The 19,320-nt window shown below is 73.4% G+C and carries 22 protein-coding genes; 12 read left to right on the top strand and 10 right to left on the bottom strand.

Annotated features, from left to right (window positions below; genetic code table 11):
* Positions 1-1,075 precede the first annotated feature (1,075 nt).
* The 3 genes from MicB006_RS17815 to MicB006_RS17805 are packed head-to-tail and all read left to right on the top strand — an operon-like array spanning position 1,076 to position 3,706.
* Positions 1,076-1,927, top strand: coding sequence for an ABC-2 family transporter protein (locus MicB006_RS17815; RefSeq protein ID WP_116511545.1), 852 nt, complete (start codon positions 1,076-1,078; stop codon positions 1,925-1,927).
* Positions 1,920-2,732, top strand: a complete 813-nt coding sequence (locus tag MicB006_RS17810) for an ABC transporter permease (protein WP_116507610.1) — start codon at positions 1,920-1,922, stop codon at positions 2,730-2,732. Before MicB006_RS17815 ends, MicB006_RS17810 begins: the two co-directional genes overlap by 8 nt.
* The gene (locus MicB006_RS17805) at positions 2,729-3,706 is read left to right on the top strand and encodes an ATP-binding cassette domain-containing protein (RefSeq protein ID WP_116507608.1); all 978 of its coding nucleotides are present in this window, start codon (positions 2,729-2,731) and stop codon (positions 3,704-3,706) included. Before MicB006_RS17810 ends, MicB006_RS17805 begins: the two co-directional genes overlap by 4 nt.
* Here MicB006_RS17805 and MicB006_RS17800 read toward each other — a convergent pair.
* Complete coding sequence (locus MicB006_RS17800; protein WP_116507606.1) at positions 3,690-4,250, bottom strand: helix-turn-helix domain-containing protein; 561 nt, start codon at positions 4,248-4,250, stop codon at positions 3,690-3,692. The two genes, MicB006_RS17805 and MicB006_RS17800, sit on opposite strands and share 17 nt — an antisense overlap.
* Positions 4,251-4,317: 67 nt before the next feature.
* Here MicB006_RS17800 and MicB006_RS17795 point away from each other — a divergent pair, with 67 nt between their 5' ends.
* Together MicB006_RS17795 and MicB006_RS17790 are read left to right on the top strand one after the other, a co-directional pair.
* Positions 4,318-5,064: an AzlC family ABC transporter permease gene (locus MicB006_RS17795; protein WP_116511543.1), complete on the top strand. Its 747-nt coding sequence runs from the start codon at positions 4,318-4,320 to the stop codon at positions 5,062-5,064.
* Positions 5,058-5,366, top strand: coding sequence for an AzlD domain-containing protein (locus MicB006_RS17790; protein WP_116507604.1), 309 nt, complete (start codon positions 5,058-5,060; stop codon positions 5,364-5,366). The genes MicB006_RS17795 and MicB006_RS17790 overlap by 7 nt, the downstream gene beginning before the upstream one ends.
* A 94-nt stretch (positions 5,367-5,460) precedes the next feature.
* Here the strand turns inward: MicB006_RS17790 and MicB006_RS17785 are convergent, their stop codons facing one another.
* The 3 genes from MicB006_RS17785 to nadA form a co-directional block, all read right to left on the bottom strand.
* On the bottom strand, positions 5,461-6,069 hold the full coding sequence (locus MicB006_RS17785) for a DUF3043 domain-containing protein (RefSeq protein WP_073831484.1): 609 nt from the start codon (positions 6,067-6,069) through the stop codon (positions 5,461-5,463).
* Positions 6,070-6,148: 79 nt separating this feature from the next.
* Positions 6,149-7,504, bottom strand: a complete 1,356-nt coding sequence (murA, locus tag MicB006_RS17780; RefSeq protein ID WP_030500128.1) for a UDP-N-acetylglucosamine 1-carboxyvinyltransferase — start codon at positions 7,502-7,504, stop codon at positions 6,149-6,151.
* Between the two features lie 214 nt (positions 7,505-7,718).
* Positions 7,719-8,894 carry a quinolinate synthase NadA gene (gene nadA, locus MicB006_RS17775; protein ID WP_116507603.1) on the bottom strand — a complete coding sequence of 392 codons (1,176 nt, stop codon included), beginning with the start codon at positions 8,892-8,894 and terminating at the stop codon, positions 7,719-7,721.
* Positions 8,895-8,937: 43 nt separating this feature from the next.
* Here nadA and MicB006_RS17770 point away from each other — a divergent pair, with 43 nt between their 5' ends.
* From MicB006_RS17770 to MicB006_RS17755, 4 genes are all read left to right on the top strand, one after another.
* Positions 8,938-10,098 carry a glycerate kinase gene (locus MicB006_RS17770; RefSeq protein ID WP_192900092.1) on the top strand — a complete coding sequence of 387 codons (1,161 nt, stop codon included), beginning with the start codon at positions 8,938-8,940 and terminating at the stop codon, positions 10,096-10,098.
* Positions 10,099-10,237: 139 nt separating this feature from the next.
* Complete coding sequence (gene erpA, locus MicB006_RS17765; protein WP_043329360.1) at positions 10,238-10,606, top strand: iron-sulfur cluster insertion protein ErpA; 369 nt, start codon at positions 10,238-10,240, stop codon at positions 10,604-10,606.
* Between the two features lie 177 nt (positions 10,607-10,783).
* On the top strand, positions 10,784-11,758 hold the full coding sequence (locus MicB006_RS17760) for a carbohydrate kinase family protein (RefSeq protein WP_116507599.1): 975 nt from the start codon (positions 10,784-10,786) through the stop codon (positions 11,756-11,758).
* Positions 11,755-12,306, top strand: a complete 552-nt coding sequence (locus tag MicB006_RS17755) for an ATP-binding protein (protein WP_030500132.1) — start codon at positions 11,755-11,757, stop codon at positions 12,304-12,306. The genes MicB006_RS17760 and MicB006_RS17755 overlap by 4 nt, the downstream gene beginning before the upstream one ends.
* 59 nt (positions 12,307-12,365) lie before the next feature.
* Here MicB006_RS17755 and MicB006_RS17750 read toward each other — a convergent pair whose 3' ends face one another.
* Positions 12,366-12,584, bottom strand: a complete 219-nt coding sequence (locus MicB006_RS17750) for a sulfurtransferase TusA family protein (RefSeq protein WP_073831489.1) — start codon at positions 12,582-12,584, stop codon at positions 12,366-12,368.
* Positions 12,581-13,732, bottom strand: a complete 1,152-nt coding sequence (locus MicB006_RS17745) for a cysteine desulfurase family protein (RefSeq protein ID WP_116507597.1) — start codon at positions 13,730-13,732, stop codon at positions 12,581-12,583. The genes MicB006_RS17750 and MicB006_RS17745 overlap by 4 nt, the downstream gene beginning before the upstream one ends.
* A gap of 171 nt (positions 13,733-13,903) precedes the next feature.
* On the opposite strand from MicB006_RS17745, the gene coxB reads away from it, so the two are divergent.
* The 3 genes from coxB (at position 13,904) to MicB006_RS31665 (ending at position 15,601) form a co-directional block, all read left to right on the top strand.
* Positions 13,904-14,875: a cytochrome c oxidase subunit II gene (gene coxB / locus MicB006_RS17740; RefSeq protein ID WP_116507595.1), complete on the top strand. Its 972-nt coding sequence runs from the start codon at positions 13,904-13,906 to the stop codon at positions 14,873-14,875.
* Between the two features lie 10 nt (positions 14,876-14,885).
* On the top strand, positions 14,886-15,314 hold the full coding sequence (locus MicB006_RS17735) for a cytochrome c oxidase subunit 4 (RefSeq protein ID WP_073831491.1): 429 nt from the start codon (positions 14,886-14,888) through the stop codon (positions 15,312-15,314).
* An 83-nt stretch (positions 15,315-15,397) separates the two neighbouring features.
* Positions 15,398-15,601 carry a hypothetical protein gene (locus MicB006_RS31665; RefSeq protein WP_152037850.1) on the top strand — a complete coding sequence of 68 codons (204 nt, stop codon included), beginning with the start codon at positions 15,398-15,400 and terminating at the stop codon, positions 15,599-15,601.
* Positions 15,602-16,352: 751 nt separating this feature from the next.
* On the opposite strand, the gene MicB006_RS17730 is transcribed toward MicB006_RS31665, so the two are convergent.
* The 4 genes from MicB006_RS17730 to MicB006_RS17715 form a co-directional block, all read right to left on the bottom strand.
* Positions 16,353-16,559, bottom strand: a complete 207-nt coding sequence (locus MicB006_RS17730; protein WP_073831492.1) for a hypothetical protein — start codon at positions 16,557-16,559, stop codon at positions 16,353-16,355.
* A gap of 130 nt (positions 16,560-16,689) precedes the next feature.
* Positions 16,690-17,736, bottom strand: coding sequence for an anthranilate phosphoribosyltransferase (gene trpD, locus MicB006_RS17725; RefSeq protein ID WP_116507593.1), 1,047 nt, complete (start codon positions 17,734-17,736; stop codon positions 16,690-16,692).
* Between the two features lie 80 nt (positions 17,737-17,816).
* Positions 17,817-18,215, bottom strand: a complete 399-nt coding sequence (locus MicB006_RS17720; protein WP_116507591.1) for a hypothetical protein — start codon at positions 18,213-18,215, stop codon at positions 17,817-17,819.
* Positions 18,216-18,319: 104 nt separating this feature from the next.
* Complete coding sequence (locus MicB006_RS17715; protein WP_116507589.1) at positions 18,320-19,273, bottom strand: cytochrome c oxidase assembly protein; 954 nt, start codon at positions 19,271-19,273, stop codon at positions 18,320-18,322.
* Between the last annotated feature and the right edge of the window lie 47 nt (positions 19,274-19,320).

Genomic DNA, 19,320 nt, shown 5'->3' with positions numbered 1-19,320 from the left:
GGTGCCCGCGACGATCGTCCGGAGGGCTGCCGGCGGGGCGCTGGCCGCCGTGACCCGCGGGCCCGACCGGGTACGCCCCGCGGGAGGCGGCCGGACCGGCCGGGCCGCGTGCACCGCCGGCCCCCGCCGGCTCGGCCCCGCGCGGACCGGCGGGACCGTTCGGGTACGTGCCGTGTGGACCGGCCGGGTGCGAGCCGCGTGGGCCGGCCGGGCTGACGGGGTACGCGCCGCCTGGACCGGTCGGGTACGTGCTGCCTGGGCCGGCGGGACTGGTCGGGTACGCGTCGCGTGGGCCGGCCGGGCTGACGGGGTACGCGTCGCGCGGACCCGCGGGACTCACCGGATCGGCCCGGCGGGGCCCGGCCGGGCCGATCGGATGCGCGTCGCGTGGACCCGCCGGACCGGCGGGGTGCGGGCCGTGCGGACCCGCCGGGCTGACCGGGTGCGCGTCGCGGGGGCCCGCCGGGCGGACCGGGTGCCCGCTCCCGCCGTGCGCCGCACGGCCCGGCCGGGGACCGGCGGGACTGACCGGGTACGCGTCGCCGGACGCGGGGCTGACCGGATGGAACCCGGCGGGGCTGACCGGATGGAACCCGGCGGGACTGATCGGGTGCGCGCCCGCGGGGCTGACCGGATACGGATCGGCGTCGGGCGCCGGACTGACCGGATGGAACCCGGCCGGACTGACCGGGTGCCCGCCGGCCGGGCTGACCGGGTACGGGTCGGCGTCGGGCGCGGGGCTGACCGGGCGTACCTCGGCGCGGCCGACCACGGCGCGGCGGCGCGGCGTCAGGTTCTCGATGCCGATGTCACCGGGGTAGCGCTGCCCGGGGAACTGCGGCTGCCATTCGTGGGTGGGCTCGGCGGCCCAGGCCGGTTCGGCCGGCTCGCGCCAGCTGCCCCAGCCACTCATCGGCAACCCCTCCCGCCGCTCGCGCGGGACGGCCCCGGGGCCGGCTCGCGTCGCTCGCTCACGGCGGTGTCACCTCATTGGAAATTCTCGCGCTGGGGCGCCGGACGTGCCGGTACAGTCGCCCGGTCCAGCACGTCGTGGCTGCGGAAGGAGGGTAACGGCGTGGGCTCGGTCACCGCCACTGTGGCACCACCCACCGGCGCACACGTTACCCCATGGTTTCGGACATTCGGCGCGATCGCGGCGGCCGGGTTCCGGCGGCACGCGACCTACCGTCAGGCCGCCGTGGCGGGGTTGTGCACCAACACCGTGTTCGGCTTTCTGCGCTGCTACATCTTCCTCGCCGCGACCGGCGCGGCAGGCACCGTGGCCGGGTACGACCGGGCGCAGCTCGCGACGTTCGTCTGGGCCGGTCAGGGGCTGCTGGCGGTGATCGCCATCTGGGGCTGGACCGATCTGGCCGACCGGATCCGCACCGGCGAGGTGGCCGCCGACCTGCTGCGGCCGGTGCATCCGGTGACCAGTTACCTCGCCACCGACCTGGGCCGGGCCGGGTTCGCGGCGCTGGCCCGGCTGGTGCCGCCGCTGGTGATCGGGCCGTTCTTCTTCGCCATGTACGTGCCCCGGCACTGGGCCACGGTGCCGCTGTTCCTGCTCTCCGCGCTGCTCGCGGTGGTGGTCTGCTTCGGCTGCCGCTATCTGGTCAACGCCACCGCGTACTGGTTGCAGGACGTCCGGGGCCCGATGATCCTGTGGACGCTCGGCTCGGGCGTGCTGGCCGGGCTCTACTTCCCGCTCGGGTTCCTGCCGGGTCCGCTGGAGGCGGTGCTGCGGTACGCCACCCCGTTCCCGAGCATCCTCCAGGTGCCGCTGGACGTGCTCGTGGAGCGGGAGCCGATGTCCACCGGTCTCGCCCTGGTCGGGATGCAGGCCGGCTGGGTGGTGGTGCTGCTGGCGCTGTGCCGGCTGGTCCAGCGCCGCGCCGAGCGCCGGCTGGTGGTGCAGGGTGGCTGAGGGCGGCGGCGCGCTGCGGGCGTACCGAGCGCTGCTCGGCGCGCAGGCGCGCTCGCAGGCGGCGTACCGCACCTCGTTCGTGGTGGACCTGGTCGGCAACGTGGGCGCGACGGTGTTCGACGTGGTCACCGTCCTGGTGATCTTCGGCGTGACGCGGGAGCTGGGGGGCTTCACGCTGCGCGAGACGCTCGTCGTGGTCGGCCTGTCGTCGTGCGGCTTCGCCACCGCCGACCTGCTGGTCGGCAACATCGAACGGCTTCCCCGGTACGTGCGCACCGGCCTGCTCGACGCCGTGCTGGTCGGTCCGCTCGGCGCGCTGCCGCAGTTGCTGCTGATGGACCTGCCGTTGCGCAAGCTGTCCCGGGCCGTGTTCGGGCTGGCCGTGCTGCTGTTCGCGCTCGGCTCGGCGGGGATCGACTGGACACCGGGCCGGGTGGCGCTGGCAGTCGTCGCGCCGCTGGCCGCCGTGGTCTTCTTCGCCTCGGTCTTCGTGCTGACCGCCACCGTGTCGTTCTACTGGGTCGACTCCGGCGAACTGGCCAACTCGGTCACCTACGGCGGGCGCGACTTCACCTCGTACCCGGTCACCGTGTACGGCGGCTGGTTCCGCGCGCTGTTCGCGTACGGGATGGGGTTCGCCTTTGTCAGCTACCACCCGGCGCTGGCGTTGCTGGGCCGCGCCGACCCGCTCGGCCTGCCGCCCTGGGCGGGCTGGGCCGCGCCGGGCGTCGCGGTGGTCGCGGCGTCGTCGGCCGCCCTGGCCTGGCGCGTCGGGGTCCGCCACTACCGGAGTACGGGGTCATGAGCGTCATCGAGATGGACGGGCTGCGCAAGGAGTTCACGGTCCGGGTCCGGGCCGGGCGGTTGCGCCGCGAGAAGCGGACGGTGACCGCTGTCGACGGGGTCGACCTGCGGGTGGAGCGCGGCGAGATGCTCGGCTACATCGGCCCGAACGGCGCCGGGAAGTCGACCACCCTGAAGATGCTCACCGGCGTGCTGACCCCGTCGGCGGGCCGGGCCCGGGTGTGCGGGCTGCGGCCGGTGGCCGACCGGACGCGCCTGGCGTTGCGCATCGGTGTGGTGTTCGGGCAGCGCTCGCAGCTGTGGTGGGACCTGCCGCTGCGGGACTCGTTCGACCTGCTGCGGCACGTCTACCGGGTGCCGGCCGGCGCGCACGCGGCCCGGCTGGCCCGCTGCCGGGGACTGCTCGACCTGGACGGGTTCCTGGACACCCCGGTCCGGCAGCTCTCGCTGGGTCAGCGGATGCGTGGCGAGCTGACCGCGGCGCTGCTGCACGGCCCGGAGGTGCTGTTCCTGGACGAGCCGACCATCGGTCTGGACGTGGTGAGCAAGCAGGCGGTGCGCGGTTTCCTGGCCGAGCTGGGCCGGGCCGGCGACACCACGCTCGTGCTCACCACCCACGACCTGGCCGACATCGAGCGGCTGTGCCGGCGGCTCGTGGTGATCGACCACGGGCGGGTGGTGCACGACGGGTCGATCGCCGAGCTGCACCGCCGGTACGGCTCGCGCCGGATGGTGGTCGCCGAGCTGGACGCGGCGCTGCCCGAGCCGCCGGTGCTGCCCGGCGCGCCGGTGCAGCGGGTGGAGGCGGACGGGCGGCGGCTGGTCTTCGCGCTGGAACAGGCGACGGTAGCCGAGGTGGTGTCCGGGCTGGCCGGCGTGGCCACGCTGCGGGACATCTCGATCGTGGAGCCCGACATCGAGGAGGTCGTGGCCCGGCTCTACCGGGCACCGGCCGCGGTCACGGGTGCTCCATGACGAGTACGGCGAACGTGCCGGGGGCCAGCGCCTCGTACCGGTGCGGGGTGTCACCGGGGAACGTGGCGTAGTCACCGGGTCCCAGCTCGACCGGGTCGGTCTCGGGGCCGACGCGCATGCGGCCGGCGGCCACGACGACGTGTTCGACGCTGCGCGGGGTGTGCGCCTCGGCGAGGCGTACCGCCCCGGGTTCCAGCTCCATCACGTAGACGTCCCGCCGGACGTGCGGTGACCCGGCGGCGAGCAGGGTGGCGGAGAAGTCGGCGTGCTCGGAGCGGATCCGGGGGCCCTCACCGGCCCGTACCACCCGGACGGCGGCGACCGGCGGTTCGACCAGGCGGCTGAACGGCACGTCCAGCGCCACGCCGAGCGCCCAGAGCGTCTCCACGCTGGGGTTTCCGGCGCCCGACTCCAGTTGGGACAGCGTGGACTTGGCGATGCCGGCGCGGCGGGCCAGCTCGGTCAGCGACAGGCCGGCTCGTTCGCGCTCGCGGCGCAGCGCTGCCGCGATGGTGGCGAGTGGGGGAGCGGGGTCGATCGCCATGTGTTCGCTCCAACGGTCGGTTTGTTCGGTTTGACGAACAAGCGTTCTCGCGTTCAGGATAATGGACATGCGTACGGCATACCGAACGGGCGACGCCCGGGTGCTCCGCGACGTCGCGGCCATCGGCGCGGCGATGCTCGCCGTGGGCGCGTCGTTCGGCGCCGTGGCGGTGGCCGCCGGCCTGCCCGCGTGGGCCGCACTGGCCATGTCGGCGATCGTCTACGCCGGTGGCGCCCAGTTCATGGCAGTGGGCCTCGTCGTGGCCGGCAGCCCGCTCGCGGCGGTCCTCGCCGGACTGCTCCTCAACGCCCGGCACCTGCCGTTCGGCCTGGCCCTCGGCGGCGCGCTCGGCTCCCGGCGCTGGCAGCGGCTGCTCGGCAGCCACCTGATGACCGACGAGGCGACCGCGTTCGCGCTGGCCCGCCCGGCCGGACCGGGGCGGCGCCGGGCGTTCTGGCTCGCCGGGGTGCTGCTCTTCCTGGCCTGGAACACCGGCACCGCGCTCGGCGTGCTCGCCGGGGGCGCGGCCGGCGACCCGGCCGCCCTGGGACTCGACGCCGCCTTCCCGGCCGGGCTGGCCGCCCTGCTGCTGCCCAGCCTGCGTGACCGGGAGACGCGCCGGGTGGCGCTCCTCGGCGCCGGACTGGCCGTGCTGGCGACACCGCTGCTGCCGGCCGGGCTGCCGGTGCTGCTCGCGCTCGCCGCGCTGGCCCTGCCGATGCTGGCCCGCCGCCGCTCACCCACCGCGCCGCCCTGGACCGCCGACGAGGCGGGGAACGGTCAGAGTGTGCGGGCGGGGGAGGGCTCGTGCTGATCGCCGTGATCCTCGCCCTGGCCGCCGGCACCTACGGCTTCCGCGTCGCCGGAGTGCTGCTGCGGGACCGGCTGGACCTGCCCGAATGGGCCCGGCACCTGCTGCCGGTCGGCGCCGCCACGCTGCTGGCCGCGCTCGCCGCCACCGCGGCGCTGACCGAGGCCGGTGGCTTCGCCGGGTACGCCCGGCCCGCCGGTGTGCTGGTCGGCCTGGTGCTCGCCTGGCGCCGGGCGCCGTTCGTGCTGGTAGTGGTAGGGGCGGCGGCCACCACCGCGCTCCTGCGCCTGCTCGGCGTGGCCTGAGCGCGGCCGCTCCCCGCAGGACGTCGGCCGATTCCCGCACGAGAACGGCCCCTCACCGCCGGAGCGGGAAGGGGCCGGTTCCGGGTACGTCCGGTCAGACCTTGTCGCCGATGTTCACCCGGGGCGCGGGGGCGCGCATCCGGCGGAACGTGATCGACCGCATGATCGCGTAGAAGTAGATCGAGCCGAGCTTCTCGGTGCTCTTCGGGAAGCGCTCGCGGATCAGCCGCTTGATCTTCCGGGAGATCAGCACCGAGTCGATCAGCACGCCGAGCGCCAGCGCGCCCCACAGCAGGTTCGACAGCAGCCGCACGATCGGCGGCATGGCCTGGTTGGAGCCGACCAGCACGATCAGCGCGCCGCCGAAGAACCAGGTGCCGACCGTACGCCGGGAGTCGACCACGTTGCGGGCCAGCAGCCGCTCGGGGCCCCGGTCACGCGGGCCGCCCTCGCGACGGAACTCGGCGGCGGCCTCGGCGCGGGCGGCGCGGCGCTGCGCGCGGGCCTCCTCCTTGGTCAGCGGCTTGGCCGGCGCGGTCGGCCGACGGCCGGCGACCGGACGCTTCGGCGTGACCTGCCCGAGTTCCTTCTTGCTGGGCGTGTAGCCCCGGGGACGGGCGGCGGAGGACTCCTCGTCGGTCGTCACAGTGGTGACGGACTCCTCGACGAGGTCGGCGGACTTGCGGCGAAACAGCGACGGCACGCGGCAAGGGTAGCCAACCGGCCGCGCCCGGTGCACATCACGGGTGCACCGGGCGCGGACGGTCGAGTGAACGGGACGGTCAGGGACGTTCGACGTGCGCGCCGAGGTCGGCCAGCTTGGCCTCGAAGTCCTCGTAGCCGCGGTTGATCAGGTCCACGCCGTACACCCGGGAGGTGCCCTCGGCGGCGAGCGCCGCGATGAGGTGGCTGAACCCGGCCCGCAGGTCCGGGATGACCAGGTCGGCCGCGTGCAGCTTGCTCGGCCCGGCGATCACCGCGGAGTGCTTGAAGTTGCGCCGGCCGAAGCGGCACGGGGTGCCGCCCAGGCAGTCCCGGTAGACCTGGATGTTGGCGCCCATCGTGTTCAGCGCCTCGGTGTAGCCGAGCCGCTGCTCGTAGACCGTCTCGTGGACGATCGACAGGCCGCGGGCCTGGGTGAGCGCGACCACCAGCGGCTGCTGCCAGTCGGTCATGAAACCCGGGTGTACGTCGGTCTCCAGCGCCACCGCGTTCAGCTCGCCGCCCGGGTGCCAGAAGCGGATGCCGCCCTCCTGGCCGGGGCTGCCGCCACGCGGCGGGCGCAGGTCGGTGACCTCGTACTCGCCGCCGACCGAGCGGAAGATGTTCAGGAAGGTCATCATGTCGGCCTGCTGGGCACCAAGCACCTCGACGTGCCCGCGGGTCGCCAGCGCCGCCGCCGCCCAGCTGGCCGCCTCGATCCGGTCCGGGATCGGCCGGTGGGTGTAGCCGTGCAGCTTCTTGACGCCCTGGATCTCGATCACCCGGTCGGTGTGCACCTTGATGATCGCGCCCATCTTCTGCAGCACGCAGATGAGGTCGATGATCTCCGGCTCGACCGCCGCGTTGCGCAGCTCGGTGACGCCCTCGGCCATCACCGCGGTGAGCAGCACCTGCTCGGTGGCGCCCACGCTCGGGTACGGCAGCGCGAACTTCGTGCCGTGCAGCCCGTTGGGCGCGGACAGGTGCAGGCCCTCCGGCGTCTTGTCGACCGTCGCGCCGAACTCGCGCAGCGCCTGGAGGTGGAAGTCGATCGGCCGCGGGCCGATGTGGCAGCCGCCCAGGTCGGGGATGAACGCGTGGCCGAGCCGGTGCAGCAGCGGGCCGCAGAACAGGATCGGAATCCGGCTGGAACCGGCGTGCACGTTGATCTGGTCGGTGCTGGCGCTCTCGACGTTCGAGGGGTCGAAGACCAGCTCGCCCTCCTCGTCGCCGTCGCTGACCTTGACGCCGTGCAGGCCGAGCAGACCGCGGACCACCTCGACGTCACGGATACGGGGCACGTCGAACAGCCGGCTGGGTGTGTCGCCGAGCAGGGCGGCCACCATCGCCTTGGACACCAGGTTCTTCGCGCCGCGCACGCGGATCCGCCCTTCAAGCGGAGTGCCTCCGTGTACGACCAGGACGTCGTCGGTCAACGCAACCTCCAGCGCGTTGGGTACTGCTGTGTCTAGTGATGGGTGCACGACGTTCATCGCTACCCGGAACGCGGCCATGGGAAAACGGGCCGCGTGTGTCATCGCCCCGGCAGCATAGCCCTCCGTGACGAAAATGGAATCGGTCACATCGCCAGCGAGGGCACGAACCGGGGTGTCCGGTGCGTTTGTGTGCCAGTGGGGTGACCGAGGGTGATCAGGCTCCCGGAAGCGCGAGCATCTGGTCCAGCGCCGACCGGGCGTGTCGGGCGGTCTCCGGATCGACTGTGATCTGGTTGACCACGCGGCCGGCGACCAGCTCCTCCAGTGCCCACACCAGGTGCGGCAGGTCGATCCGGTTCATCGTCGAGCAGTAGCAGACCGCCCGGTCGAGGAACATGATCTGCTTGTCCGGGTGGGCCAGCGCGAGCCGGCGGACCAGGTTCAGCTCCGTGCCGACCGCCCACGCCGAGCCGGCCGGCGCCGCCTCGATCGTCCTGATGATGAACTCGGTCGAGCCCACCAGGTCGGCGGCGTTCACCACCTCGTGCCGGCACTCCGGGTGCACCAGCACGTTCACGCCCGGCACCCGCTCGCGTACGTCGTTGACGCTGTCGAGCGTGAAGCGGCCGTGCACCGAGCAGTGACCGCGCCACAGGATCATCTTCGCGTCCCGCAGCTGCTCGGCGGTCAGCCCGCCGTTGGGCTTGTGCGGGTCGTAGAGCACGCAGTCGTCGAGCGAGAAGCCCATCTCCAGCACCGCGGTGTTGCGGCCCAGGTGCTGGTCGGGCAGGAACAGCACCTTGCTGCCCTGCTCGAACGCCCAGTCCAGCGCGCGCTTGGCGTTGGACGAGGTGCAGACCACGCCGCCGTTGCGGCCGACGAAGCCCTTGATGTCGGCCGAGGAGTTCATGTACGTCACCGGAACGGTGTCGGCCGCGACGCCCAGGTCGGTGAGCGTGTCCCACGCGGCCTCGACCTGCGACAGCACCGCCATGTCGGCCATCGAGCAGCCGGCCGCGAGGTCGGGCAGGATCACCTTCTGCGCGGCCGAGGTGAGGATGTCCGCGCTCTCGGCCATGAAGTGCACGCCGCAGAAGACGATGTACTCCGCGTCCGGCCGGGCCGCCGCCTCCCGGGCCAGCTTGAACGAGTCGCCCGTCACGTCGGCGAACTGGATCACCTCGTCGCGCTGGTAGTGGTGCCCCAGCACGAACACCTTCGTGCCGAGCGCGGCCTTCGCGGCGGCGGCGCGCGCCACCAGATCGGGGTCGCTCGGCGCGGGGAGATCACCCGGACACTCCACGCCACGTTCGGTGGCGGGGTCGCTGCCGCGGCCGAGGAGCAGCAGCGCCGTGGCGGTGTTGGACGGCTCAACCCAGGTCGAAGTCACGCCCCCATGGTCCCACAGCGCGCCCGCGCCGCAGCCGCCTCGGATGTGGCCTGCCACACTGCTGCGCATGCGCGTGCTGCTCTGCCCGGACAAGTTCGCCGGCACGCTGTCGGCCCCCGAGGTGGCCGCCGCGGTGGCCGAGGGCTGGCGGGACGTCGCCCCCGGCGACGAACTGCTGGTCCGGCCACTGGCCGACGGCGGACCGGGGTTCGTCGAGGTGCTCGCCGAGGCGCTCGGCGGACGCCGGCTGCCGGTGCCCACCGTCGACCCGCTGGGCCGTCCGGCCACCGGTGAGATCCTGCTCACCGACGACGGCACGGCGTACCTGGAGAGCGCCCAGGCATGCGGCCTGCACCTGCTCGCCGACGCCGAACGCGACCCGAAGGCCACCACCTCGTACGGGCTGGGGCTGCTGGTCACCGCCGCGGTCGAGGCGGGCGCGCGCACAGTGGTGGTGGGGCTGGGCGGCTCGGCCACCAACGACGGCGGCGCCGGGATGCTCGTACCGCTGGGTGTCACGCCGCTCGACGACGCCGGGCGGGCCCTGCCGTACGGCGGCGCGGCGCTGACCGCGGTGGCCGCGCTCGACGGCGAGCCCCGGCTGCGCGGCGCGACGCTCGTCGCCGCCACCGACGTGGACAACCCGCTGCTCGGGCTGCACGGCGCGAGCAGCGTCTTCGGCCCGCAGAAGGGCGCCGACCGGGCCGACGTGCTGCTGCTGGACGCCGCGTTGCAGCGTTGGGCGGAGGTGCTGACCGAGCGGCTGCCGGGCTGCCCGCCCGGGCTGGGCACGCTGCCCGGCGGCGGCGCGGCCGGCGGCCTCGGCGCGGCAGTGCTGGCGCTGGGCGGCCGGTGCGAATCCGGCATCGGGCTGGTCACCCGCGCGGTGCGGCTGGATGCCGCGCTCGACGCCGCCGACCTGGTGATCACCGGCGAGGGCTCGTTCGACCACCAGTCGCTGCGCGGCAAGGTGGTCGCGGGCGTGGCCGGAGCCGCCCGGGACCGGGGCGTGCCATGCGTGGTGCTGGCGGGACGGGTGAGCACCGGACGGCGGGAGGCGGCCGCGGCGGGCGTGACCGACGCGTACAGCCTGGTGGAGCACTTCGGCGGCGAGGAGCACGGGGGAGTGGACGCGGCGATGACGCGCCCGGCCGAAGGGCTGCGCGCGCTCGGCGCGCGGCTGGCCGGGCAGTGGAGCCGCTGACCGGTTCCGCTGGTCACGCCGCCGGGTGGTGACGCCGACGGCGGCGTACGATCGAAAGACGGACCACACCGGGAATCACTGGCGGACGTGCGGCGTTGGCCAGGACGTCCGGACCTATACCGCGCAGGGAGACTTCCACGTGACCACGCCAGCGCAGACCGAGTCGACCGAGGCCAAGGCCCCCAGCACCGTCGTCCTCACCGACGTCGCGGCGCAGAAGGTCAAGGCCCTGATCGAGCAGGAGGGCCGCGACGACCTGCGGCTCCGGGTCGCCGTGCAGCCGGGTGGCTGTTCCGGCCTGCGGTACCAGCTGTTCTTCGACGAGCGTTCGCTCGACGGTGACATCGTCACCGACTTCGACGGTGTCGAGGTCGTCGTCGACCGGATGAGCGCCCCCTACCTGACCGGCGCCACCATCGACTTCGCCGACCGGATCGACGCCCAGGGCTTCACCATCGACAACCCGAACGCGGGCAACTCCTGCGCCTGCGGCGACTCCTTCAGCTGAGCGACGCACCGACCGAAAACGGCGGGCCGTCCCCGAGTGGGGCGGCCCGCCGCTTCGTCGTACCCCGTGCGTGACGTCCGGGTGTGCGCTGATCGACCGGTTGGTGACCGACCGCCGTCCGGCCGGTCCGGGGGCCGGTAGGCTGACCGCGCCGTGCTCCCGACCACGAGGGTTGACATGAAGATCGCCGTAACCGGCTCGATCGCGACCGACCACCTGATGAGCTTCCCCGGCCGGTTCGCCGACCAGCTCATCGCCGACCAGCTCGACAAGGTCTCGCTCTCCTTCCTCGTCGACGAGCTGGTCCTGCGGCGCGGCGGCACCGCCGCCAACATCGCCTTCGGCATGGCCCAGCTCGGGCTGCGCCCGGTGCTGCTCGGCGCGGTCGGCGCCGACTTCGCCGACTACCGTTCCTGGCTGGAGCGCCACGGCGTCGACTGCGACTCGGTGCACGTCAGCGAGGTGGCGCACACCGCGCGCTTCGTCTGCACCACCGACACCGACATGTGCCAGATCGCCTCCTTCTACGCCGGAGCGATGAGCGAGGCCCGCAACATCGAGCTGCACCCGGTGGCGCAGCGCCTCGGCGGCCTCGACCTGGTGCTGGTCAGCGCCAACGACCCGGCCGCGATGATCCGCCACTCCGGCGAGTGCCGGGACCGCGGCTACGCCTTCGTCGCCGACCCGTCCCAGCAGCTCGCCCGGATGGACGGCGAGGACGTGCTCGGCCTGGTCGAGGGCGCCGACTACCTGATGACCAACGAGTACGAGAAGTCGCTGCTGCAGAGCAAGGCCGGACTGACCGACGAGCAGCTGCTCGACCGGGTCAAGGTGCGGGTCACCACGCTGGGCAAGCAGGGTGTGGAGATCGTCGGCCGGGAGATCGGCACGATCCGGGTGCCGATCGCCCGGGAGATCCAGGCGGTCGACCCGACCGGCGTCGGCGACGGCTTCCGGGCCGGGTTCTTCGCCGCGCTCGACTGGGGCGTCGGCCTGGAGCGCGCCGCCCAGGTCGGCTGCCTGCTCGCCACGCTCGTGCTGGAGAACTTCGGCGGCCAGGAGTACGAGGTCCGCCGCGACCTGTTCGTGAAGCGACTCGCCGAGTCGTACGGTGACGCGGCCGCCGAGGACGTCCGGCCGCACCTGCTGTGACCGGCGCGGCCGTCCCGGGGGGCGGGGTGGACCCGGAGGCGGTCCGCCCCGGCTCCGGCGGCCCGGTTCTCGTCGCCTTCGCCGGGCTGCCCGGCGTGGGCAAGACCACCCTGGCCGCCCGCGTCGGCGTCGCCCTGCGCGCCCCGGTCCTGCCGGTCGACCCGGTCGAGCGGGCCCTGCACCGCTACGGCCTCACCGGCGACGTGCCGGGCATGGCCGCGTACGGCGCGGTCGCCGGGCTGGCCGAGGTGCAGCTCGGCCTGGGGCTCAGCGTGGTGGTCGACGCGGTGAACCCGGTCGCCAGCGCCCGGGGCCTCTGGCACGACGTAGCTGAACGGGCCGGTGTGCCGCTGCGGGTGATCGAGGTGCACTGCGGCGACGAGGAGGAGCACCGGCGCCGGGTCGACGCGCGCCCGCCCGAGGACGGCACCTGGGAGCTGACGCTGCGCCGCCGCGCCGAGTACGAGCCGCTGATCGGCCCGCGTCTGGTGGTCGACACCGCCGTGGCGGCCGACCCGCTGCCGGGCATCCTCGCCTACCTGAGCTGAACGTTGGGTGTTAAGAAGGGCCCCTTCCTCTACCGGAGGCGTTAACAAGGGGCCCTTCCTTACACCCGGACGTCGTAGGCGGGGCCCTCGTGCGCGGCGAGGAACTCGTGCCCGCGCATCCGGCACCACGCCGGGATGTCCACCGCCGCCGCCGGGTCGTCGGCCAGCACCCGCACCACCGCGCCCGCCGGCAGCCCCGGCACCAGCCGGGCGAGATTGATCACCGGCAGGGGACAGCGCTGCCCCCGGCAGTCCAGCACCTCGTCCGGCTCGCTCACAGGTCCGTCACCCCCGCCTCCGCCCGCAGGCCGGCGACGATCCCGGGCAGCTCGGTCAGGAACCGCTCGACGTCCGCCTCGGTGGTCTCCCGGTGCAGCGACACCCGTACGTTGCCGTGCGACAGCACCCCCATCGCCTCCAGCACGTGCGACGGGCGCACCGTGGATGACGTGCACGACGAGCCGGACGACACCGCGAACCCGCGCCGGTCCAGCGCGTGCAGCAGCGCCTCGCCGTCGACGTACAGGCAGGAGAACGTCACCAGGTGCGGCAACCGGTCCACCGGGTCGCCGACCACCTCCACGTCCGGCACCTCGGCCGCCACCCGCGCCCGGATCCGGTCCACCAGCGGACCCAGCCGCCCCGCCTCGGCCGCCGCGTCGGCCGCCGCCGCGCGCAGGCTCGCCGCCGCCGCCACCACCGCCGGCAGGTTCACCACCCCGGGGGTACGCCCCGACTCCCGCTCGTCGGCCGGGTACGGCGACTCCCAGCGGGCGCCCTTGCGCACCACCAGCAGCCCGACGCCGGGCGGCCCGCCCCACTTGTGCGCGCTGGCGCTCAGCACCGACCAGCCCGCCGGCAGCGGCGCCCGGCCGACGAGCTGCGCCGCGTCCACGTACAGCGGCACGCCCGCCTCGGCGCACAACTCGGCAGCGGCGGGCACCGGCTGCACCGTGCCCACCTCGTGACTGGCCCCGATCAGCGCGGCCAGGGCCACGCCGGGCGCGGCCACCGCCGACGCCCAGGCGTCCAGGTCCACCCGGCCCGACCGGTTCACCGGTACGGACACCGCCGCGCCGCCGGCGGCGGTGTGCCGCTGCGCGGCGTGCAGCACCGCCGAGTGCTCGATCGCCGAGTGCACCAGCGTCGCCCCGGCCCGCCGCCGCCCGGCCAGGGCACCGAGTACGGCGGCGTGCGCTGCCGCCGTACCGCTGGGGGTGAAGGACAGCTCGTCGGCGCGGACGCCGAGCGTCTGCGCGGCGGCCTCCCGCGCGGCGTCGAGAAGCTGGCGGGCCCGGCGGGCCGCCGAGTAGAGCCGGGCCGGGTCGGCCCAGCCGTCGTCCAGGGCGGCCAGCATCGCCTGCCGCGCGACCGGATGCAGCGGGGCCGCGGTGGCGGCGTCCAGGTAGACCGGGGAGGCGCTCATGACGTTCCACGCTATCGCCCGGTTACGCCCAAGATCCCCCCGATGGGGGTGGACGGCGACCCCAAGACGGCCTGGCCGGTCATGGTCGAGTAATCTGCGACCGTCGGTGACGCCTTTGCCGTCGGTGTCAGGGAGAACAACCGCCGCGGCGCGCTAGGGAGGCAGGACCAGGTGGTCGCAAGGAGTTCGGAGGTACGGCGCTCGGCCGTACGGGACAGCGCTTCCCCGGAAGCCGGTGGACGCCGGCGGCGTGGCGCTGGTCGAATCGCCGGGCTCGGTCTCGGCGCGGCGGCGCTGCTGGTCTCGCTCACCGGCTGTGACGTCGGCAAGGCGTTCGGCGGGTTCGGCTGGCCGCAGGGCGGCATCACGCCCGAGTCGCAGCGCATGTACGACCTGTGGATCGCCTCCTGCATCGCGGCGCTGGCCGTCGGTGTGTTCGTCTGGGGCCTGATCTTCTGGTGCGTGGTCCGCTACCGCAAGCGCGGCAACGAGCTGCCGGTGCAGACCCGCTACAACCTGCCGATGGAGTTCCTCTACACCATCGCGCCGATCCTCGTGGTCTCCGTGCTCTTCTACTACACGGCGGTCGTGCAGACCGACGTGATCAAGGAGTCGAAGAACCCGGACGTCACCGTCGAGGTCGTGGCGTTCAAGTGGAACTGGCAGTTCAACTACCGCGACGGCGAGGGCCGCGACGCCAACACCGTCGCCTCGGTGCTGGGCACCAGCGAGGTCATCCCGGTGCTGGTGCTGCCCAGCGGCCGCTCGATCCGGTTCGAGGAGACCAGCCGCGACGTCATCCACTCGTTCTGGGTGCCGGAGCTGCTGTTCAAGCGCGACGTCATGCCGGGCAACGTGCGCAACACGTTCGAGGTCTCCAGCATCGACCAGGAGGGCGCGTTCGTCGGCCGCTGCGCCGAGCTGTGCGGCAGCTACCACGCCTTCATGAACTTCGAGCTGCGGGTCGTCTCGCCGGAAAAGTACGACCAGTTCCTGGCGGCCAAGAAGGCCGGCAAGTCGACCCAGGAGGCGCTCGGCGCGATCGGTGAGCCCGAGTACGCCACCGAGACGAAGCCGTTCGACACCCGGCGCGACGTGAACAACTTCAACCCGTCCGACGCCCAGGCCGGCGCGGGAAGCTGAGAGGTCCGGCATGAAGACCGAGTGGAAGATCTTCCTCACCATCGCCACGTTCCTCCTCGGCGCGGCCATCCTCTACGGCGCCTGGACGTACGCCGACAGCGACGGCCGCATCGAGTGGATCGGCACCGTGGCGCTGCTGCTCTCCTTCCTGCTCTGCGCCATGTGCGGCGGCTTCTTCTGGTTCGTCTCCCGCCGTATCGACCTGCGCCCGGAGGACCGGCCGGACGGCGAGATCGCCGACGGCGCCGGTGAGGTCGGTTTCTTCAGCCCGGGCAGCTACTGGCCGTTCGGTCTGGCGCTGGCCGCCGCGATCGCCGGTCTCGGTCTGGTGTTCTGGCAGTTCTGGCTGCTGGGACTGGGCATGGTGGCGGTGGTCTTCGCCACCTGCGGGCTGCTCTTCGAGTACTACTCCGGCACCCGCCGCACCGCCGAGCACTGACCCGAAGCGCCACCGCAGGCCCGCACCCCCTCCCGGGGTAGCGGGCCTGCCGCTTTCCCTCCTCCCGCCTACCCCCGCGCTGTGTGCTGCGCGCGTTGATCATGAAGTTGACGGCACGGGCGGTCCTTTTTGTCCCCGCCAACCTCATGATCACCGCCCGTGCGGTCGGCCTGGCGCTGTTCCGCTCAGCCTCCGGCGCGCTGCCGCCCGGCGAGATCAACACCAGCTCGCCGAAGTGGTGGTGTCGCGGAGCCTCTGATGGCACCACTTCGGGGAAATGGTGTTGATCAAGGGTGATGATGCCGCCACTTCGGGGAAGTGGAGCCGATCAAGCCGGGGTGAGGGGCCTTCTGTCTGACTTATCCCTCTCGGGGCGGGGCGCTGTCGGAGATCTTGGAAGATTGGGGCCCTTCTGGCGGGCCATGAGCGCCGTTTCCTTCCAAGATCTCGTCGCGCGGCTTGGCCTGGTGGGCGAAACCGCAGTCCGTCTCCCATGGCGCGGTGCCGTCACGGGGTCACCGCCGACACTCACGCCCAAGGCCCAACGCCTGCCGTGCTCCCGGCACCCGCCCTGCCCCGTTGATCAAGGATTTTGGGGCAATTTCGCGCACCGCCGGTGACACAAACCCCTTGATCACCGCTTCGGACGGGGGAACGCCCGCCCCCCTGCCGGCCACTGGGAGGCGATCAAGGAGTTTGTGTCCGCCTGGACAACCGTGGGGGACACAAACTCCTTGATCACGAGCGGCGGGCGGTTGGACTGTCGGGCGTGGCGGGGGCGGGAAGGGTGGGCGGCCGCGCCCAGCGGCGTAAGCAAGCGGTGCGGACAGGCGCGGGTGCGCGGAGAGGGTGCAGCAGGGGTGCGGCGCGGTGCGCGGAAAGTGCAGAAGGTGCACGGCGCGGAAGGCGCGCGGCACAGGAGAAGGCGTAGCGCAGGAATGGCCCGGCGCAGGAACGGCGCGGTGCGCGCGGGAACGACGCGGCGCGGGAAGAGGCGCGGTGCGGCGCGGGAAGGGCGGGAGGGGAGGGGAGCGGAGGTCAGGCGGCCTGGGGGTGGGACGGGCGGCGAGGGCGCCGGCCGGACAGGCGCGTCGGGCGGAAGGTGAACGTGGCGATCACCACTGCCGCACCGCAGCCGGTGCAGATCAACTCCGGGCAGTCGACGCCGTGCCCGTCGCCGCAGGGCGGCGCCTCGAACAGCACGACGTCCTCGCAGGTGTCGCAGTGCAGCTCGCGGTCAGACACGGGGGCTCCTCTCGCTCCGGGCACCGGCCGGGGCGGTGGGGCGCCGGCCGGTCGACCAAAGACCGAAAACGGAAAATAACTCCCGTGTAGTTTGGCACGCGGGTACGACAACACCCGCGTCAGGCCCGCGTCAGACGTCGCGCGCGACCGCCAGCCAGCGGTCCAGCGCGGCAGCGGCGGCGCCCGAGTCGACGGCCTCGGCGGCGCGGTCCAGGTTGGCCCGCAGCGCCTCGTGCAGATCGCCGTCGAGCGGGCCCTGGGTGGACAGCGCGACAGCGGCGTTGACCAGCACCGCGTCCCGCACCGGGCCGGTCTCGCCGGCCAGCAGGCGGCGGACCACGTCGGCGTTGTAGGCCGCGTCTCCGCCGCGCAGGTCGGCCAGGGTGGCCCGGGGCACCCCGAGTTCCGCCGCGTCCAGCAGCGCCTCCGTGACGGTGCCCTGCTGCGCCACCCAGACCCGGGTGGGCGCGCCGGTGCTGAACTCGTCCAGGCCGTCCTCGCCGCGTACCACGATCGCGGAGTCGCCGCGGGCCGCGAACACGGCCGCCATCACCGGGGCCATCCGCTTGTCGAAGCAGCCCACCGCGCCCGCGCGGGGCCGCGCCGGGTTGGTCAGCGGGCCGAGGAAGTTGAAGGCGGTGGGTACGCCGATCTCGCGCCGGACCGGGCCGGTGTGGCGCATGCCGGGGTGGAAGCGGGCGGCGAAGCAGAAGCCGATGCCGGCCTCGGTGACGCAGCGGGCGACCTGCTCGGGCGCCAGGTCCAGCGGTATGCCGAGTTCCTCCAGCACGTCCGCCGTGCCGCACGAGGAGGAAGCGGCCCGGTTGCCGTGCTTGACCACGCGGACGCCGGCCCCGGCGACCACGAGCGCCGCCATGGTGGAGATGTTCACCGTGTGCGCGAGGTCACCGCCGGTGCCGACCACGTCCAGCGCGGTCTCGCGTACCTCGTCGGGCAGCCGCACCGGCACCGCGCGGGTCAGCATGGCCTCGACCAGGCCGCCCAGCTCGGCGGGCGTCTCGCCCTTGGTGCGCAGCGCCACGGCGAACCCGGCGATCTGCGCCGGGGTGGCCGAGCCGGCCATGATCTCGCCCATCGCCCACGCGGTGTCGGCGGTGGAGAGCTCCTCGCCGCGCAGCAGCGCGTTGAGCAGAAGCGGCCAGGTCCGTTCGCCCATGACGGGCCTCCCGAGCGGCGTGAGGAAAGCGGTTGGGGCGCGCCACGGCCGCGTCGCCGTGGCGCGCGAAGGCCGGGGGATCAGGCGGCGGCGGGGGTGCGGCGCAGCAGCTCCGCGACGGTGCTGCCGGCGATCACCGGGTCCAGCGGGTGGGTCAGCGTGGCGTCGACCTCGGCGTACGCGGCCAGCCAGCGGTCGGCGGCGCGGGCCAGCACCACGCAGGTCGGCGGCGCGTCGTCCCGGTCGTCCTTGATCTGGCGGGCGATGCCGATGCCGCCGCCCGGGCTCGCCTCGCCGTCGAGCAGCAGCAGGTCGATCTCGTAGTCGTCGACCAGCCGGACGCAGGCGGCGTACTCGTCGGCCTCGACGAACTCGATCTCGATGCCGGGCGCCGGGCGGGTGCCCACGGCCAGCCGCATCCGGTCGCGGACCTTCGGGTCGTCGCTGTAGAGCAGGACGGTGCAAAGACGATCGCTCATCGTGACGTGGCTCCCACCTCGTAGCTGCCCGCTGATCGTAGCGGGCGTCACGTTCGGCCTGTCGCCCCGCCCGGGCGGGCTCGGGGCGTACCCCTGCAGGGGCCTCAGGCGCTGGCTTCCGCGGCGCGCTCGCGGGCCTCCTGGCGGTCCAGTTCGCGGTCGAGCCGGCGGGCCTCGCGCTCGGACTGTCTGACCCACTGGACGACCAGGACGGCGAGCATGGTGACGCTGACGAACTCACCGCCGGCCCAGAGGACGCCCCCGGCCACCACCTGGTCGTTCCAGGGGTCGGACCAGGACAGGTTGAGCGACGGGTACCAGTCGCCGCCGAACAGCGTGGTGCTCTGCATGATGGTGAGCCCGAGCACGGTGTGGAACGGCACCGAGAGCAGCATGAGCAGCGCGCGCGCCGGGTACGGCCAGCGTCCGGGCAGCGGGTCGAGGCCGAGCAGCGGCCAGAAGAAGACGCAGCCGGTGGCGATGAAGTGCGCGTGGACCAGCTCGTGCGCCCACTCGTGACGCAGGGTGAACTCGTAGAGGTCGGTGAAGTAGAGCGCGAACGGGTTCACCACGAAGATGGTGAACGCCACGAGCGGGAAGCTGTAGATCCGCGCGATCCGGCTGTGCACGATCGCGAGCAGGCGCTTGCGCGGGCGTACCGGCAGCGTGCGCAGCGCCAGCGTGACCGGCGCGCCGAGCGCCAGGAAGATCGGCGCGATCATCGACAGCACCATGTGCTGGACCATGTGCACCGAGAGCAGGGCGGTGTCGTACGCGCCGAGCCCGGTGAGCGTGACCAGCGCGATGCCGCCGAGGCCGGGGCCGAGGAACGACACGGTACGGATGACCGGCCAGCGGTCGCCGCGCAGCCGCAGCCGGTGCACCCCGTAGAGGTAGAGACCGGCGGCCAGCACGATGCCCAGCGTGAGCCAGCTGTCCAGCCGGGTCTCGGTGAACACCCGGGCCACGGTGAACGGCGGCGGGGTGCTCTCGCCTCCCGCCGCCAGCGTCGCCGGAACGGCCGAGGTGACGGCGAGGATCTGATCGACGTGCAACACGCTTTTCAGGGTAGGTCAGGCGAAGCGGACCACCACGATCGGGCCAC

Origin of the sequence: Micromonospora sp. B006 (assembly GCF_003408515.1) — a bacterium.
In the GTDB taxonomy this organism is placed as follows: Bacteria; Actinomycetota; Actinomycetes; order Mycobacteriales; family Micromonosporaceae; genus Micromonospora; species Micromonospora echinospora_A.
The sequence above is the reverse complement of the archived record's forward strand: the minus strand, read 5'-3'. Positions and strand labels throughout refer to the sequence as shown.